The sequence below is a fragment of the Brachybacterium kimchii genome (genome assembly GCF_023373525.1).
GTDB classification, from domain to species: Bacteria; Actinomycetota; Actinomycetes; order Actinomycetales; family Dermabacteraceae; genus Brachybacterium; species Brachybacterium kimchii.
The window spans coordinates 1,506,034-1,522,011 of sequence record NZ_CP097218.1 but is presented as its reverse complement, the minus strand read 5'-3'; the positions used below and the strand labels follow the sequence as shown (position 1 = coordinate 1,522,011).

The window sequence follows — 15,978 nt, the reverse complement described above, 5'->3', positions numbered from 1 at the left end:
CCCGTGAGCCTGAACCTGTACGACACAGCAACGCGCGAGACCGCGCCCTTCCGCCCCGTGCGAGAGGGCGCGGTCTCGCTGTACGCGTGCGGTCCCACCACGCAGGGTGCGCCGCACATCGGGCACCTGCGCACCTTCCTCGCCGTGGACGTGCTGGTCCGCTGGCTCGAGCGCAGCGGCCTCGACGTCACCTATGTGCGCAACGTGACCGACATCGACGACAAGATCCTCGCGAAGTCGACGCAGAACGACGTGCCCTGGTGGGCCTGGTCCTACCGCTTCGAGCGCGAGTTCCACGAGATCCTCGACGACCTGGGCTGCCGCGTCCCGGACTACGAGCCGCGCGCGACGGGCCACGTCACCGAGATGATCGCCTTCATGGAGCGGCTGATCGAGCGCGGCCACGCCTACGCCGACGGCCGCGGCAGCGTCTACTTCGACGTGCGCTCGCTGCCCGACTACGGCTCCCTGACCCACCAGGAGCTCGACGACATGCAGGACGCGGGCGAGACGCCCGAGCCCGGCAAGCGCGATCCGCGGGACTTCGCCCTGTGGAAGGCCGCGAAGCCCGAGGAGCCCGAGACCGCGGCCTGGGACACGCCCTTCGGGCGCGGCCGCCCCGGCTGGCATCTCGAGTGCTCGACGATGGCCCGCCGCTACCTGGGGGAGACCTTCGACATCCACGCGGGCGGCCTGGACCTGCGCTTCCCGCACCACGAGAACGAGCAGGCCCAGTCCCACGGCGCCGGCTACGGCTTCGCGCGCACCTGGGTGCACGTGGGAGTGCTCACCGTGGATGGCATGAAGATGGGCAAGAGCCTGGACAACTTCGTCTCCACCGAGGACGCGCTCGCCGCGCATCCCGCCCCCGCCGTGCGCCTCGCGCTGCTGGGCGCGCACTACCGCGCCACCAGCGAGTACAACGCCGCCTCGATGCGCGAGGCCGAGGTGGTCTGGGAGCGCTTCGGTGCGAGCACGCAGCGCGCCCAGGAGCTGCTGGGGGAGGAGACCGTGCTCGCGCAGGACCTGCGCGCCGTCGAGCTCCCCGCCGCGTTCGTGGCCGCCATGGACGACGACCTCGGCGTGCCCGAGGCGATGGCCGTCGTGCACCGCACGCAGGCTGCGCTGAACGCGGCCCTCGCCGAGCGCGGAGCCGCGCCGGAGACGGTCGCGGCGCTGCTCGCGGAGCTCCGCGCGATGCTCGACGTGCTGGGCCTGGACCCCGTGTCCTGGACCGATGCGGCGGGCGAGGGCGGCAGCGAGCACGAGGCGCTCGACGCCCTCGTGCGAGGCCAGCTCGCCGCGCGCGCCGAGGCGCGGGCGGCGAAGGACTGGGCGCGGGCTGACGCGATCCGCGACGCACTCGATCATGCAGGCATCCGGGTGGAGGACGGCGCCGACGGCGCCCGATGGACCCTCGCACCCGCGACCAGGAAGGACTCCTGATGGCAGGGAACAGCTCCCGTCGCGGCGCCACGCGCCGCACGAAGAAGGGTGCGACCGCCGGTTCAGGCGGCGTGCGCCGCCGTGGCCTCGAGGGGAAGGGGCCGACTCCCAAGGCGAGCGACCGCCCCGGCCACAAGGCCTACCAGGGCGGCTCCGGCGGCTCCGGCCAGGGCGGCAAGGGCGGCGCCGGGAAGGGCGGCCACGGCGGCAGGCAGCGCCGGGGCGACGCCCCCGCGCCCGGCGAGAACCAGGTCGCCGGCCGCAACGCCGTGCTCGAAGCCCTCCAGGAGGGCATCCCGGCGACCTCGCTCACAGTGCTCGCGCGCATCGAGGGCGACGAGCGGGTGCGCGAGATCCTGCGCCTGACCACCGCGCGCGGCCTGCCGATCGCCGAGGCCACCCGCACCGACCTCGACCGCATCACCGACCACGCCGTCCACCAGGGCGTCTCGCTGACCATCCCGCCGTACGAGTACGCGGACGTCGACGAGCTGCTGGAGATCGCCCACGACGCCTTCGAGCCGCCGCTGCTCGTCGCGCTGGACGGCATCACCGATCCCCGCAACCTCGGGGCGATCCTCCGCAGCGCGGGCGCCTTCGGCGTCCACGGCGTGATCCTTCCCGAGCGCCGCAGCGTGTCGATGACCGCGAGCGTCTGGAAGGTCGCGGCCGGCGCCGCGGGCCGTGTGCGCGTCGCCCAGGTCACGAACCTCAACCGCACCCTGGCCGACCTCAAGTCCCGCGGCGTGTTCGCCCTCGGGCTCGATGCCGAGGGGGACGTCTCCACGCGGGACCTCGCCAGCCAGGAGCGCTCGCTGGGCACCGAGCCCGTCGTGCTCGTGGTCGGCGCCGAGGGCAAGGGCCTCTCGCGGCTGGCCCGGGAGACCTGCGACCAGGTCGTCTCGATCCCGATGGGGGAGCGCACGGAGTCGCTGAACGCCTCGGTCGCCGCGGCGATCGCGCTCTACGAGATCGCCGGGGTCCGCGAGGGCACGGGCATCGCCTGACGCCGGGGTCAGCCCTCGAAGATCGGGAGGGCTGACGTCTCGGTCGTGACCAGGGACTTCTCGTCGGGCCGATGGGGGAGGATGTTCTCCACGTAGTCCTGGACGGCCTCCCTCATCGGCACGTCCCGGCCCTCCTTCTCGCTGAGGAACCACTTGTGCTCGAGCACTTCGTGGAAGAACTCCGGGGGCTGCAGCTTCGAGCGCATCGTGCGGGGGATCGCCCGCACGATCGGCTCGTAGTGCTCCTGCTGCCACTCGTGGGCCACGAACTCCTCGTCCTCGGCCTGCTGGTCGGTGATCGCCCCGTACTGGTCGAGATCGTTGAGGAGACGGCGCGCCTGGTTCTCCTGGGCGTCGATCCCCGTCAGCCGCATGAGGCGGCGCGCATGGTGGCCCGCGTCCACGACCTTGGGCTGGATCGACACCGTGGTGCCGTCCAGGTCCGTGGTGAGCTCGAGCTCGCCCACGTCGAAGCCGAGCTCGTTGAGGCGCTCGATGCGCGCGGAGACTCGCCAGCGCTCGTCGGCCGAGAAGCTCTCGCGCTCGGTGAGCGCGGACCAGAGCTCCTCGTAGCGGGCCACCAGCTGGTCGCCGACCTCCACCGGATCGGACTCCTCGTCGATGAGCTCCCCGGCCTGCAGGTCCATGAGCTCGCCGATGATGTTCGTGCGCGCGATGTCGAGGTCGTAGGCCCGCTGGCCGTCGGTGAGGCTCTCGTGGAGGGTGCCGGTCTCGACGTCCACGAGGTAGGCGGCGAAGGCGCCCGCGTCGCGGCGGAACAGCGTGTTGGACAGCGAGACGTCGCCCCAGAAGAAGCCCTCCAGGTGCAGGCGCACCAGCAGCACCGCGAGGGCGTCGAGCAGGCGCCGGGCCGTCTCCTCGCTCGAGACCTGCGAGAAGACCGCCCGGTAGGGGAGCGAGAACTGCAGGTGGCGGGTGATGAGGACGGCGTCGAGCGGCTCGCCGCCGGGCGTGGCGCGGCCGCTGACCACGGCGAAGGGTTCGACTGCGGGGATGCCGATCTTGCGCAGGATCCGCAGCATGTCGTACTCGCGCTGGGCGAGCTCCCGGTTGATCTCCTTGAGCGCGAGCACACGGCCCGAGACGCGCACGAAGCGCACCACGTGCCGGGAGATGCCGCGCGGCAGAGTGGCAAGCATCGACTCGGGCCACTCCTCGAGCGGCTCCTCCCACGGCAGGTCCAGCAGTGCCGGGTCGGGGCGCGAGGCCGTGATCTCGAGGGAAGCCATGGGCACCATTCTGCCCTCCCGCGCGTGCACGGTGAAGCGAGATGTGCGCAGGAGGTGTGCAGACGCATGGGGCGTTCGTGCAGTGCACGGGCGGCAGACGGACGAAACGGACGGGCGGGAGGCCCGGGGCCGTCCCGGCCCATGGCCACGGCCGCGCGGACGGCAGCGGGCGCCCGGCCGATGGCCGAGCGCCCGCTGGATGCGGCCCCGCGCAGCGGGGCGGGTCGCGTCAGTCGCCCAGACGGGCGCCCGTTTTGACGTCGAACAGGTGCACGTGGCCCTCCTTGGGCTGGAAGTGCACGGTCTCGCCCTTCATCGGGGGCTTGCGGCCGTCGACGCGGGCGATGATCGGCTTGGAGTTCTCGTCCGAGCCGGCCAGTCGGCCGTAGACGTACGCGTCCGCGCCGAGCTCCTCGACCACGTCGACCTCGACGGCCAGGCCGTTCTCGGCGATCGTGAGGTCCTCGGGGCGCACGCCCACGGTCACCGAGGTCTCGTCGGTGTCCGAGAGGGTCGCGCGGTCGACGGGGACCGTCACGGCGCCGAAGGAGACGCCCTGGTCGGTGAGCTTCTGCTCGACCAGGTTCATGGCGGGGGAGCCGATGAAGCCCGCGACGAAGACGTTGTCGGGGTGGTCGTACATGCGACGCGGCGCGTCGATCTGCTGGAGCACGCCGCCGTTGAGCACCGCGACGCGGTCGCCCATCGTCATGGCCTCGGTCTGGTCGTGGGTCACGTAGACGGTGGTGACGCCCAGGCGGCGCTGCAGCGACGCGATCTGGGTACGGGTGGACACGCGCAGCTTCGCGTCGAGGTTCGACAGCGGCTCGTCCATGAGGAACACCTGGGGCGAGCGCACGATCGCGCGGCCCATGGCCACACGCTGGCGCTGGCCGCCGGAGAGCGCCTTCGGCTTGCGGTCGAGGTACTGCTCGAGGTCGAGGATCTTCGCGGCCTCCTCGACGCGCTTGCGGATCTCCGCCTTCGGGGTGCCGGCGATCTTCAGGGCGAAGCCCATGTTGTCGGCGACCGTCATGTGCGGGTACAGCGCGTAGTTCTGGAACACCATCGCGATGTCGCGATCCTTCGGCGGCACGTCGGTGACGTCGCGGTCGCCGATGAGGATGCGGCCGGCGTCGATCTCCTCGAGACCGGCGAGCATGCGCAGGGAGGTCGACTTCCCGCAGCCCGAGGGGCCCACCAGGACGAGGAACTCACCGTCCTCGATGGCGATGTCGAGGCCATCCACCGCAGGGCGCTCCTGGCCCGGGTAGACGCGGCTCGCGTGGTCGAACGTGACTGTAGCCATGGTGATTCCCTCCACCGGCAGGTACGTGCCGGACGATCCGTTGTGAAGTGTTGAGAGCACCGGTGCCGCTGTGCACCGCCCCCGAGGGCTGTGTGCAACGTCGCACCGGCGATCGGAAGTGTATCCCAGATCTCAGGGCCGGGAGGACACCGTGCACGCCGTCGCGTCGCGGGACCCCTCCGGCCAGGCCGCGCGGCCCCGATGGCCGCGGCACGACGGCGTCGACGGGGATACTGGGGGGCGTGGATCTCACCGAGTACGTACAGCGCCTCCTGGACCGCCGCTCCCGCCCCGAGGAGCCCCTCCGCATCGTGCAGGCGGGCCATCCGGCTCTGCGCGGCCCCGTGCGCGACGCGCGCGACCGCCTCGACCCCGCGCTGCTGCGCGCGCTCGTGGACGCCATGGTGGTGACCATGCGCGACGCCCCGGGCGTCGGCCTCGCCGCGACGCAGATCGGCGTGCCGCTGCGGCTGTTCGTGGCCGAGGACCGCTACGCCGCGGCCGACCAGGACCCCGAGGACGACCTGCTCGAGCGTCGGCCCTTCCCGCTGCGCGCCGTGCTCGACCCCGCCTACGAGATCCTCGGCGAGCAGAGGGTCTACGCCTGGGAGGGCTGCCTCTCCTACGACGGACTGAGCTCGATCGTGCCGCGAGGACGCCGCATCCGCTTCACCGGCGCCCTCCTGCAGCCGGACGGGGCGCTCGTGGACGTGGACGAGGAGCACCAGGGCTGGTCCGCGCGCATCCTCCAGCACGAGACCGACCACCTCGCCGGCACGCTCTGCCACGACCTGGCCGTGCCGCGCTCCATCATCGACACCCGCTACGCGCCGCGCTGGGCCGACGTCACCGAGGCCGTCGACGGCCTCGGCCTCACCGGGCCCATCGAGCGACTCGCTCCCGGGACCGTGGTGCTCGACTGATCCGTCGACCCCTCGACCCGTCGACCCGTCGACCCGTCGACCCGTCGACCCGTCGGCCCCGCCGGGCCGCACTCCCGCATCCCCGCGTCGCCCTGTCCATCCGGCGCCCGGGTGATCCCGCTATGGTGTGCCTCGGCGCCGGGGACTCCCGGCGCGCAGGACAGCAGAAGGGGAGCTGAACGTGGCGAACGCGAACGGTGGGTCCAAGGCATCGAAGAGCGGCAAGGGCGGCGAGGACGCACAGGGCCCTCAGGCGCCCGACGAGCGCGTGCTCGGCATCGTCGACCATGCGCTGCGGATCCAGAGGCCCGTGGCCGACAAGTACGTGGACTCGCTGCGGCGCAAGCACCCCGAGATGTCCGAGGAGGACCTCGTCGGGCACGTCGAGAAGCAGTTCCGCCGACTTCTGACCGTCTCCGGCGCCGGCGTCGGCGGCGCCGCGGCCCTGCCCGGTGTGGGCACGGTGGCGGCGATCGCCCTGACCTCGGGCGAGGGCGCCGCCTTCGCCGAGGCATGCGCCTTCCTCATCCTCTCCGAGGCGCGCGTGCGCGGCGTGGACATGGGTGATCAGGCCAGCCGCAAGACCGTGGTGCTCGGCGTGCTGGGAGGGGAGAAGGGCGAGGAGCTCGTCGCCAAGGCCCTGGGGCGCCAGGGGCTGCAGTGGGGCGCGGTCCTCAACGGTGTGGCCCCCGATTTCGTGATCTCGACCGTCAACAACCAGATCAAGCGCTGGATCCGCCGCAAGATCGCCGCGCGCATGGGCAGCGTCTGGGCCGGTCGTCTGATCCCGTTCGGCATCGGCGCGGTGATCGGGGGCGTCGGCAACCGCCTCGTCGCCGGCGGGGTCATCAAGGCCGCGCGGGAGATCTTCTCCCACGCCGACGAGCTCGGCGCGGGGACGGACGGGACGTCCGCGCCGAACCCCAAGCGCGTCGACGCCTCGCTCGACGGCGACGCGAAGAGCGCCTGACCCCTCCGTCGGCGGCCCGCGACCCGAGGGGCTCGACGCACGCGCGTGCGTGCAACGGCGCGCACCGAGAAGGCCATGAGGACATGAGAGCGGCGCACCGGATCCCAGCGGATCCGGTGCGCCGCGCTCTTGTCCTCGGCTCTTCGGCCGGTCGGCCATAGACCGGCGAGCCGGCTCCCGTGCGGGGGGCCGGACGCCGGGCCGCGGTCAGACCTCGACCGTGAACTCGTTCTCGTGCTCGGTGCCCTTGGCGCGCTCGTAGGAGCGGCGGATCTCCGCCTCGGCGTCGCTGCGGCCCTCCCAGTGGGCGCCCTCGACGCTCTTGCCGGGCTCGAGGTCCTTGTAGACCTCGAAGAAGTGCTGGATCTCCAGGCGGTGGAACTCGGAGACGTCCGTGAGCTCCTGGCGGCGCACCTGGCGCTGGTCGCCCACCGGCACGGCGATGATCTTGTCGTCGCCGCCGGACTCGTCGCGCATGCGGAACATGCCCAGCGCGCGGCAGCGGATCAGGCAGCCAGGGAACGTCGGCTCCTCGAGGAGGACCAGGCAGTCCAGCGGATCGCCGTCCTCGCCCAGCGTGCCCTCGATGAACCCGTAGTCGTCCGGGTAGCGGGTGGCGGTGAACAGCATCCGGTCCAGCCGGATGCGCCCGTTGTGGTGGTCCACCTCGTACTTGTTGCGATTCCCTCGGGGGATCTCGATCGTGACGTCGAACTCCACGTCTGCGGCTCCGTTGCGGTGCTCATCGCCCTGTGGGCGCGGTCAATGGTCCTCACACTCTATGCGGAGAGTGGTCCCGACACTCTATATCCTGGGATCCATGCGGACCGAGAAGCTCTGGCGCGCGATCGCCATCACGCTGTGCGCCGCAGTGCCTGTCAGCTTCTACGTGGTGGGCGACCTCACGGACGCGTTCCCGGGAGTGCTCACCCTCTCCACCGAGCAGCAGGGCGAGGACGCGGGACCTCGCGCGCAGGGCGAGGACTACGACAGGGAGCAGGCCGACCCGATCGTCCCCACCCCCGCGACCGCCTCGACACGCACCGCCGACGAGGACCTGGCGGGTCGCCTGGCCTCACACGCGAAGGATCCGGTGATCGACGGGGGACTGGCCTACTCCGTGGTCGACGCCGAGTCCGGCGACGTGATCGCCGAGCGCGACGCCGACACCGCGCGCGTCCCCGCCTCCACCCTCAAGCTCCTCACCGCCTCGGCCCTGCTGCGCAGCGTCGACGGCGACCAGCGCCTCACCACGCATGCCGTGCTCGACGGCAGGACCCTGACCCTCGTCGGCGAGGGCGACATGACGCTGACCCGGGAGCGCGTGGACGCCCTCGCGAAGGATGCGGCGAAGCTCGCGAAGGAGAACGGCCAGGACCAGGTCGCCCTGCGCCTGGACACCAGCGCCCTGCCCGGCGGGGAGAACCCGGCCTGGGGCGACAACGGGCGCGCGGGCGGCTGGGTCACTCCCACCGCGGCCCTCGCGGTCGACGAGGGCTGGCTCGACGGCGAGCAGTACGGCAAGAAGTCCGCGGACCCCGCGGGCGATGCCGCGAAGCTCTTCGCGAAGGACCTCGAGAAGCACGGGGTGAAGGTCTCCGGCGGCGCCGACGCGCACGTCGAGGGGGCGAAGGCACCCGAGGTCGGCGGCGACGTCGTCGAGGTCGCCACGCGCTCCGCGCCGCTCACCGACATCGTCCAGCACGCGCTGCAGACCTCCGACAACACGATCGCCGAGCTCATGGCCCACCTCACGGCCAAGGCGCAGGGCCTCGAGCCGACGCCGGAGAACGCCGCGAAGGCCGTGGACACCGAGGTGCGCTCCCTCGCCGACGAGCTCGGCGTGCCGCAGAAGGACCTCGAGGAGCTCGTGATCCGCGACGGCAGCGGCCTCTCGACGGGCGACCGCGTGCCGCCGCGGCTGCTCAGCGCGATCCTCGGCGAGGTCGCCTCGGGCGGCGCGCCGCAGCTCGAGCCGCTGCTGTACGACGTGCCGATCGCGGGCCTCACCGGCACCCTCGAGGAGCGCTTCGGCGCGAAGGGCGTCGCCGGCGCCCGGGGCACCGTGCGCGGCAAGACCGGATACCTCGCGGGCACGTCGGCGCTCGCCGGCGTGACCGTGCTGCCCGACGGCCGCACCGTCGTCTTCGACATCGTCGTCCACGGCTTCGACGGGGCCGACGCCGACAAGGCCAAGGCCGCCGTGGACGACGTCGCCTACGAACTCGCCCGTCGGACCTAGGAGCAGGCCCCCATGGCAGGACCTCCGCGCGTGGTCGCACGCGCTCGCAGCGCGGTGCGCGCCGCCCTCCTCGCGCGCCTGGCGGACCTCGCCGACGCGACCGGCGGGGCCGCGCTCTCGCCGCGCGTCCTCGTCGGACTCAGCGGCGGAGCCGACTCCCTCGCCCTGCTGGCCACCACCTGCTGGGTCGGCGCGAGGCTGGGTCTGGAGACGGAGGCGGTGATCGTCGACCACGGCCTGCAGGAAGGATCCGCGTCCGTCGCCGAGCGCGCCCGCGCCCAGGCCGAGCGCCTCGGGGCATCGGCCGTCCACGTGCTCGCCGTCCAGGTCGATCCCGAGGCGCCGGGCGGGATCGAGAACGCCGCGCGCGACGCCCGCCACGAGGCGCTCGAGACGCTGCTCGAGGAGCGCGGGGGCCTCGCGCTGCTGCTCGGCCACACCCTCGACGACCAGGCGGAGCAGGTGCTCATGGCGCTCGCCCGCGGTGCCGGGCCGCGCGCGCTGGCGGGCATCCCGGCCGCCCGCGGCCCCCTGCTGCGGCCCTTCCTGGGCGACGGCCGCGACGAGACGACTGCCGTCTCCCGGGCCGACACCGAGGAGATCTGCCGCCTGCACGACCTCGAGTGGTGGGAGGACCCGATGAACGCGGACACCTCCCTGCTGCGCGCCCGCGTGCGCCACCGGGTGCTGCCCGTGCTGCAGGAGGAGCTCGGCGAGCAGATCTCCCAGAACCTCGCTCGCAGCGCGGCGCTGGTCAGACCCGACTCCGACATGCTCGACGCCGACGCGGCCGCGCTGCGCGAATCCCTCGAGCGCGAGCTCGGGGACCTCGAGGAGGAGGGTGATGTGCTCGCCCTGGACGTGCACGCGCTCGCGGCGGCGCCGGGGCCCCTGCGCACCCGTGTGCTGCGCGATGCGTCACGCCTCGCCGAGCAGCGCGGCGGCGCCCCGTCGGACAAATCCCTGCTGCGCCGCCACGTGCTCGCGGCCGATGCGCTGGTGGTCTCATGGCACGGTCAGGCAGCCTCGCCCCTTCCGGGTAGGATCGAGGTCGCTCGTCGTGACGGACTGCTGGTGTGGCGACGCTCCCGCGACGGGAGCACTCGCGCGTGAACAGCACTCCGGCGCCGAACCCGCGCGACGCCGAGCCGAAGCCGACCCACGGAGGAGACCGCGTGTCCGTCAACCCTCATGAGGACGTCGAACGCGTCCTGCTCGACGAGGAGACCATCCACGAGCGCCTGCGCGAGATGGGGGCCCGGATCGCCGAGGACTATGCGGACGAACCCCCGCTGCTGGTGGGAGTCCTCAAGGGCGCCGCGATCGTCATGTCCGATCTGGCCCGCACGATCGACCTCGACGTCGACATGGACTGGATGGCCGTGTCCTCCTACGGCTCGGGGACGAAGTCCTCGGGAGTGGTGAGGATCCTCAAGGACCTGGGCACGGACATCTCCGACCGCCGGGTGCTGATCGTCGAGGACATCATCGACTCCGGACTCACCCTGAAGTGGCTGCTGGCCAACCTCCGCTCGCGCGGCCCCAAGAGCGTGGACGTCGCCGCGCTGCTGCGCAAGCCCGAGGCCGCGCGCGTCGAGATCGACGTGAAGTACGTCGGCTTCGACATTCCCAACGAATTCGTGATCGGTTACGGACTGGACTACGACGAGTCCTACCGGAACCTTCCCTACGTGGGCGTCCTGAAGCGCTCCGTGTACGAGGACTGAGATGGCAAGCACCACCAAGAAGAAGCGGCCCGGCGCGTCCATCGCGATCTGGGTCGCCGTCGCCCTGCTCCTGGGCATCCTCGCGTTCACCTTCCTGGGACGCGACAGCTACCAGCAGGTCGATACCGAGCAGGGCCTGCAGCTGCTGCAGGACGGCAAGGTCGAGCAGGCGAAGATCATCGACGGCAACCAGCAGAGGGTCGACCTCGTGCTGAGCCAGGACTTCGACGACAAGGGCAAGAAGGTCTACTTCTCCTACGTCACCGCGCGCGGTGACGCCGTCGTGGACGCCGTCGACAAGGCCGACCCGAAGAAGGGGTACACCGACGAGATCGCCACCAGCCCGTGGTGGTCGACGCTGCTCGTCTCCTTCCTGCCCCTGCTGCTGTTCATCGGCGTGTTCTGGTTCCTCATCATGAACAGCCAGGGCGGCGGCCGCGCCATGCAGTTCGGCAAGTCCAAGGCCAAGCTGTTCAACAAGGAGGCCCCGCAGGTCACCTTCACCGACGTGGCGGGGGCCGACGAGGCCGTCGAGGAGCTCGACGAGATCAAGCAGTTCCTCGTCGACCCGGAGAAGTACCACGCCGTCGGCGCGAAGATCCCCAAGGGCGTCCTGCTCTACGGCCCTCCCGGCACCGGCAAGACCCTGCTCGCCAAGGCCGTCGCCGGCGAGGCGAACGTGCCCTTCTACTCGATCTCCGGCTCGGACTTCGTGGAGATGTTCGTGGGCGTCGGCGCGAGCCGCGTGCGCGACCTGTTCTCGACGGCGAAGGAGAACGCCCCGGCGATCATCTTCATCGACGAGATCGACGCCGTCGGCCGCCACCGCGGCGCCGGCATGGGCGGCGGGCACGACGAGCGCGAGCAGACCCTGAACCAGATGCTCGTGGAGATGGACGGGTTCGACGAGAACCAGAACGTCATCCTCATCGCCGCCACCAACCGCGTGGACATCCTCGACCCCGCGCTGCTGCGCCCGGGCCGCTTCGACCGCCAGGTCGCCGTGGGCCTGCCGGACCTCAAGGGGCGTCTGCACATCCTGAACGTCCACGCGCAGGGCAAGCCGCTCGCGGAGGACGTCGACCTCGAGATCGTCGCGCGGCGCACGATCGGCATGTCCGGTGCGGACCTCGCGAACGTGCTCAACGAGGCCGCGCTGCTCACGGCGCGCTCGAACAACCAGATCATCGACTCGCGGGCCCTGGACGAGGCGATCGACCGCGTCTCCATGGGACCGCAGCGCTACTCCAAGGTGATGAGCGACCGCGACCGCCAGATGACCGCCTACCACGAGGGCGGGCACGCGCTCGTGGCGGCCGCGCTGAACTATTCGGCGCCGGTCAACAAGGTGACGATCCTGCCGCGCGGCCAGGCCGGCGGCTACACGATGGTCGTGCCCACCCAGGACCGCAACTACCAGTCGCGCAACGAGCTCCTGGACCGCCTGTCCTACGCGCTCGGCGGCTACGCGGTCGAGGAGGGCATCTTCCACGACGTCACCACCGGCCCGAGCTCGGACCTGCAGAACGCCACCAAGATCGCACGCACCATGGTCACCCAGCTGGGCATGAGCGCGAAGGTCGGCCAGGTGTTCTACGGCAGCGGCCAGGACGAGGTCTTCGTCGGCATGCAGCAGGGCGGCGACGTCCAGGTCTCCGACGAGACCGCGCAGCTCATCGACGAGGAGGTGCGCCGTCTGGTCGACGAGGCGCTCTCCGAGGCCTGGGCCGTGATCTCCGAGAACCGGCCCGTGCTCGACCGCCTGGTCCTCGAGCTCCTGGAGAAGGAGACGCTCAACGAGCACCAGCTCGCAGCGGTCTTCGAGGGCGTCACCAAGCGCCCGCAGCGCGACGTCTGGCAGTCCTCCGCGCAGCGCCCCGTCTTCACGGCGCCGCTCGTGGGCGGCAATCCCGGCGATGCGAGCAGCGAGCACGGTGATGCGGGCGACCCGCTCACCCCCGGGCCGCCCGAGCTGCCTTCCCCGGGCGGCGACGGACCCCAGATCCCCGGCTACCCCGGAGGCACCGATCGCGGAGCCGGCGGCGCCGGACCGGAGGGGCTCCAGGGCACCGACGGTCCCGCGACCGAGGATCGCTGAGATGGGCGCGGACCTGGCTCCCGAGGAGCCCGCCGCGGCGGACGCCCCGGTCGACCCGTCGACCGGGGCTCCCGGCGTCGACGCCCCGCGCATCGAGGCGGCCGTGCGCGAGATCCTCGCCGCGATCGGGGAGGACCCCGACCGCGACGGGCTCGTGCAGACCCCCTCGCGCGTGGCCCGCATGTACGGCGAGGTCTTCGAGGGCATGCGCATGGACGCCCACGAGCCCCTCTCGGTGACCTTCGGGGACATCGAGCACCAGGAGCTCGTGCTGGTGCGCGACATCCGCTTCCACTCCATGTGCGAGCACCACCTGCTGCCCTTCTTCGGCACGGCCCACGTGGGTTACATCCCCGGCGCGCGCGGCGTCACCGGCCTGTCGAAGATCGCCCGGCTCGTGCACGTCTACGCCCGTCGGCCCCAGGTCCAGGAGCGGATCACCACCCAGATCGCCGACGCCCTCATGGAGGAGCTGCGCGCGGCCGGCGCGATCGTGGTCCTCGAGGCCTCGCACATGTGCATGTCGATGCGCGGCGTGCGGGCCGAGGGCGCGCAGACCGTCACCTCGGCCGTGCGCGGCATCCTTCGCAAGGGCACCACGCGCTCCGAGGCCATGTCCCTCATCATGCGGGGCTGACGCCATGAGGACGCGCCCCGACGGACTGCCCGCGGACCTCGCGCGGGACCGCACCCTGGTGATGGGCATCCTCAACGTCACCCCGGACTCCTTCTCCGACGGCGGCGCGCACATGCGCCCCGAGCAGGCCCTCGACCATGCCGAGCGGATGCTCGCCGAGGGGGCCGCGATCATCGACGTCGGGGGCGAATCGACCCGGCCCGGCGCCGAGCGCGTCGAGGAGGCCGAGGAGCTGCGCCGGGTGGTCCCCGTCGTCCGCGAGCTCAGCGCGCGCGGCGCGGTCGTGAGCGTGGACACCATGCGCTCGGCCGTCGCGGAGGCGTCCCTCGAGGCGGGCGCACTCATCATCAACGACGTCTCGGCGGGCCTCGCCGACCAGGGCATGCCCGGGCTGCTGGCGCGCGCCCGGACCCGGCTCGGCGCCCCGCCCGTCGTGATCGCGATGCACTGGCGCGGCCACAGCGACGTCATGAACGACCTCGACGAGTACGCCGACGTCCCGCGCGACGTCGAGCGGGAGCTCGGCGCGCGGCTGGCGGCGCTGCGGGAGGCAGGGGTCGAGGACTCCCAGCTCGTCGCCGACCCCGGCCTGGGCTTCGCGAAGAACGGCGCGCAGAACTGGGAGATCCTGGGGGACTGGGACGCCCTGCTCGCCCACGACCTGCCCGTGCTCATCGGCGCGTCCCGCAAGCGCTTCCTGAGCACGCTGCCCGGGGATCGCGACGTCGCGACCGCGGCCGTCAGCGCCCTGTGCGCGCGCGAGGGCGCCTGGGCGGTGCGGGTGCACGACGTCGCGGCGTCCGTGGCCGCCGTCGAGGTCGGGGCCCGCTGGGCCGCCAGCGAGCGCGCGGCGCACCGCACGATGAGCGCGGACCGGTCGCCTGGGGCCGCCGGAGCCGCCCCTGCCGGAGGCGCCCGATGAGCGCCCTCGTCGTCCCGCCGGACCTCGCGCGGGCCCTGCACCCGGGCCCGCCCGACGCGATCGAGCTGATCGGCCTGCGCGCCCGCGGCCATCACGGGGTGCTCGAGCACGAGCGCCGCGACGGGCAGGACTTCCTCGTCGACCTGCGGATGGACGTCGACACCGCGCCCGCCGGGCGGGCCGACGCCCTGGGCCGCACGGTGAACTACGCGGAGGTCGCGGACTCGGCCGTCGCCGAGATCGAGGGCGGCCCCCACCAGCTCATCGAGACGCTCGCCGCGCGCATCGCCGGGCGGATCCTCGCCGAGCAGATCCTCGTGCGCCGCATCGAGGTCACCCTCCACAAGCCGTCGGCGCCGATCCCGCACCCCTTCTCCGACGTGCGCGTGCGCATCGAGCGCAGCGCTGCCGCGACCCCGGCCGTGCTCGCGCTGGGCAGCAACCTGGGCGCGCGCGAGCAGCATCTCTCCCGCGCGCTCGCCCTGCTGCGCGCCGCCGACGGCATCGAGATCGACTGGACCGCCCCCGTCGTCGAGACCGACCCGGTGGGAGACGTCGCGCAGGACGCCTTCCTCAACACGGTCGTGGGCATCCGCAGCGAGCGCGGGCCGTGGCGGCTCCTCGACCTCGCCCACGCCCTCGAGGAGGACGCCCGGCGCGTGCGCGAGGTCCGCTGGGGGCCCCGCACGCTCGACGTCGACCTCATCGCCTACGGCGACCTCGTCCAGGACGACGAGGAGCTGACGCTGCCGCATCCCCGCGCCCACGAGCGCGCCTTCGTGCTGGCGCCCTGGCACGCCGCCCGCCCCGCGTCGGAGCTGCCCGGGCACGGCCCCATCGGCCCGCTCCTCGCGCGCGCCGAGGATCGCGACGGCGTGCGCCCCGGCCCCGCGCTCGGAGGGTTCGGCGCCTGATGCGCCCGCTCTCGGTGCCGACGCTCGTCGTCCTCGGTCTGCTCGCAGCCGTGTTCGGCGCGGTGCTCGCGAACTTCGTGACCGGGCGCGGCGCCGTGCTCCCGGTGACCGGCTGGGTCACCGGGCTGCTGCTGCTCGCCCTGGGCGCCGTGCTGCTCGTGTGCGGGCTCCCGCTGCGCCGCTACACGAAGGAGAGCGAGGAGAGGCGGGAGAACCCGAGCACGGCCCCGCGCCGCCACCCGATCGACATGCTCACCGCCTTCCGCACGATCGTGTTCGCCCGCGCGTGCGCCTACACGGGGTCGATCGTCGGCGGCATCCAGCTCGGCCAGCTCGCCTTCTTCGTGTCCTCGGGGACGGGGACCCTCGTCGGCGCCCTGCTTCCCACGGGCTTCGGCGCCCTGTGCGGCATCGCCCTCGCGGTGCTCGGCGTGATCGTCGAGCGCTGGGGGACCCTCCCTCCGGACGACGGCGAGGGCGGGGCCCGCTCGACCGCGGCCTGAGCCCCGCGCCCGCCGCTGCGACGCAGGTCA

15 protein-coding genes are annotated in these 15,978 nt (G+C 72.5%); 12 read left to right on the top strand and 3 right to left on the bottom strand.

All coding sequences use genetic code 11. From position 1 onward, the window contains the following. Nucleotides 1-3 precede the first annotated feature (3 nt). Complete coding sequence (gene cysS, locus M4486_RS07330) at nt 4-1,446, top strand: cysteine--tRNA ligase (RefSeq protein WP_249480500.1); 1,443 nt, start codon at nt 4-6, stop codon at nt 1,444-1,446. Further along, a complete protein-coding gene (gene rlmB / locus M4486_RS07325; RefSeq protein WP_249480499.1) occupies nt 1,446-2,453 on the top strand; it encodes a 23S rRNA (guanosine(2251)-2'-O)-methyltransferase RlmB in 1,008 nt (335 codons plus the stop codon). Before cysS ends, rlmB begins: the two co-directional genes overlap by 1 nt. 8 nt (nt 2,454-2,461) lie before the next feature. Here rlmB and M4486_RS07320 read toward each other — a convergent pair whose 3' ends face one another. Together M4486_RS07320 and M4486_RS07315 are read right to left on the bottom strand one after the other, a co-directional pair. Next, complete coding sequence (locus M4486_RS07320; protein ID WP_249480498.1) at nt 2,462-3,703, bottom strand: DUF4032 domain-containing protein; 1,242 nt, start codon at nt 3,701-3,703, stop codon at nt 2,462-2,464. Between the two features lie 229 nt (nt 3,704-3,932). Continuing rightward, nucleotides 3,933-5,012, bottom strand: a complete 1,080-nt coding sequence (locus M4486_RS07315; RefSeq protein ID WP_249480497.1) for an ABC transporter ATP-binding protein — start codon at nt 5,010-5,012, stop codon at nt 3,933-3,935. A 242-nt stretch (nt 5,013-5,254) separates the two neighbouring features. Between M4486_RS07315 and M4486_RS07310 the strand changes: the two genes are divergently transcribed. After that, entirely contained in the window at nt 5,255-5,935 is a 681-nt protein-coding gene (locus tag M4486_RS07310; protein WP_249480496.1) for a peptide deformylase, read from the top strand. Nucleotides 5,936-6,116: 181 nt separating this feature from the next. Beyond that, nucleotides 6,117-6,905, top strand: a complete 789-nt coding sequence (locus M4486_RS07305) for a hypothetical protein (protein WP_249480495.1) — start codon at nt 6,117-6,119, stop codon at nt 6,903-6,905. 207 nt (nt 6,906-7,112) lie between these two features. On the opposite strand, the gene M4486_RS07300 is transcribed toward M4486_RS07305, so the two are convergent. Further along, nucleotides 7,113-7,625 carry an inorganic diphosphatase gene (locus M4486_RS07300; RefSeq protein ID WP_200503873.1) on the bottom strand — a complete coding sequence of 171 codons (513 nt, stop codon included), beginning with the start codon at nt 7,623-7,625 and terminating at the stop codon, nt 7,113-7,115. Between the two features lie 100 nt (nt 7,626-7,725). Here M4486_RS07300 and M4486_RS07295 point away from each other — a divergent pair, with 100 nt between their 5' ends. From M4486_RS07295 to M4486_RS07260, 8 genes are all read left to right on the top strand, one after another. Next, nucleotides 7,726-9,147 (top strand): D-alanyl-D-alanine carboxypeptidase/D-alanyl-D-alanine-endopeptidase, encoded by a 1,422-nt coding sequence (locus tag M4486_RS07295; protein ID WP_249480494.1) that lies wholly within the window; start codon nt 7,726-7,728, stop codon nt 9,145-9,147. A gap of 12 nt (nt 9,148-9,159) precedes the next feature. After that, nucleotides 9,160-10,260: a tRNA lysidine(34) synthetase TilS gene (tilS, locus tag M4486_RS07290; protein ID WP_249480493.1), complete on the top strand. Its 1,101-nt coding sequence runs from the start codon at nt 9,160-9,162 to the stop codon at nt 10,258-10,260. A gap of 62 nt (nt 10,261-10,322) precedes the next feature. After that, the gene (gene hpt / locus M4486_RS07285) at nt 10,323-10,874 is read left to right on the top strand and encodes a hypoxanthine phosphoribosyltransferase (RefSeq protein WP_152353369.1); all 552 of its coding nucleotides are present in this window, start codon (nt 10,323-10,325) and stop codon (nt 10,872-10,874) included. 1 nt (nt 10,875) lies between these two features. Then, nucleotides 10,876-12,972: an ATP-dependent zinc metalloprotease FtsH gene (gene ftsH, locus M4486_RS07280; RefSeq protein ID WP_152353368.1), complete on the top strand. Its 2,097-nt coding sequence runs from the start codon at nt 10,876-10,878 to the stop codon at nt 12,970-12,972. A 1-nt stretch (nt 12,973) separates the two neighbouring features. Further along, nucleotides 12,974-13,609, top strand: coding sequence for a GTP cyclohydrolase I FolE (gene folE, locus M4486_RS07275; RefSeq protein WP_249480492.1), 636 nt, complete (start codon nt 12,974-12,976; stop codon nt 13,607-13,609). Nucleotides 13,610-13,613: 4 nt separating this feature from the next. After that, nucleotides 13,614-14,531 carry a dihydropteroate synthase gene (gene folP, locus M4486_RS07270; RefSeq protein ID WP_249480491.1) on the top strand — a complete coding sequence of 306 codons (918 nt, stop codon included), beginning with the start codon at nt 13,614-13,616 and terminating at the stop codon, nt 14,529-14,531. Then, nucleotides 14,528-15,445: a 2-amino-4-hydroxy-6-hydroxymethyldihydropteridine diphosphokinase gene (gene folK / locus M4486_RS07265; RefSeq protein WP_249480490.1), complete on the top strand. Its 918-nt coding sequence runs from the start codon at nt 14,528-14,530 to the stop codon at nt 15,443-15,445. Before folP ends, folK begins: the two co-directional genes overlap by 4 nt. After that, nucleotides 15,445-15,948: a DUF3180 domain-containing protein gene (locus tag M4486_RS07260; protein WP_249480489.1), complete on the top strand. Its 504-nt coding sequence runs from the start codon at nt 15,445-15,447 to the stop codon at nt 15,946-15,948. The genes folK and M4486_RS07260 overlap by 1 nt, the downstream gene beginning before the upstream one ends. Nucleotides 15,949-15,978: the final 30 nt, after the last annotated feature.

Bases quoted from the DNA above. Each gene is read 5' to 3' on its own strand.
- rlmB (WP_249480499.1), top strand. From the start codon at position 1,446: ATGGCAGGGAACAGCTCCCGTCGCGGCGCCACGCGCCGCACGAAGAAG.
- M4486_RS07320 (WP_249480498.1), bottom strand. From the start codon at position 3,703: ATGGCTTCCCTCGAGATCACGGCCTCGCGCCCCGACCCGGCACTGCTG.
- M4486_RS07315 (WP_249480497.1), bottom strand. From the start codon at position 5,012: ATGGCTACAGTCACGTTCGACCACGCGAGCCGCGTCTACCCGGGCCAG.
- M4486_RS07295 (WP_249480494.1), top strand. From the start codon at position 7,726: ATGCGGACCGAGAAGCTCTGGCGCGCGATCGCCATCACGCTGTGCGCC.
- tilS (WP_249480493.1), top strand. From the start codon at position 9,160: ATGGCAGGACCTCCGCGCGTGGTCGCACGCGCTCGCAGCGCGGTGCGC.
- ftsH (WP_152353368.1), top strand. From the start codon at position 10,876: ATGGCAAGCACCACCAAGAAGAAGCGGCCCGGCGCGTCCATCGCGATC.
- folE (WP_249480492.1), top strand. From the start codon at position 12,974: ATGGGCGCGGACCTGGCTCCCGAGGAGCCCGCCGCGGCGGACGCCCCG.
- folP (WP_249480491.1), top strand. From the start codon at position 13,614: ATGAGGACGCGCCCCGACGGACTGCCCGCGGACCTCGCGCGGGACCGC.
- folK (WP_249480490.1), top strand. From the start codon at position 14,528: ATGAGCGCCCTCGTCGTCCCGCCGGACCTCGCGCGGGCCCTGCACCCG.
- M4486_RS07260 (WP_249480489.1), top strand. From the start codon at position 15,445: ATGCGCCCGCTCTCGGTGCCGACGCTCGTCGTCCTCGGTCTGCTCGCA.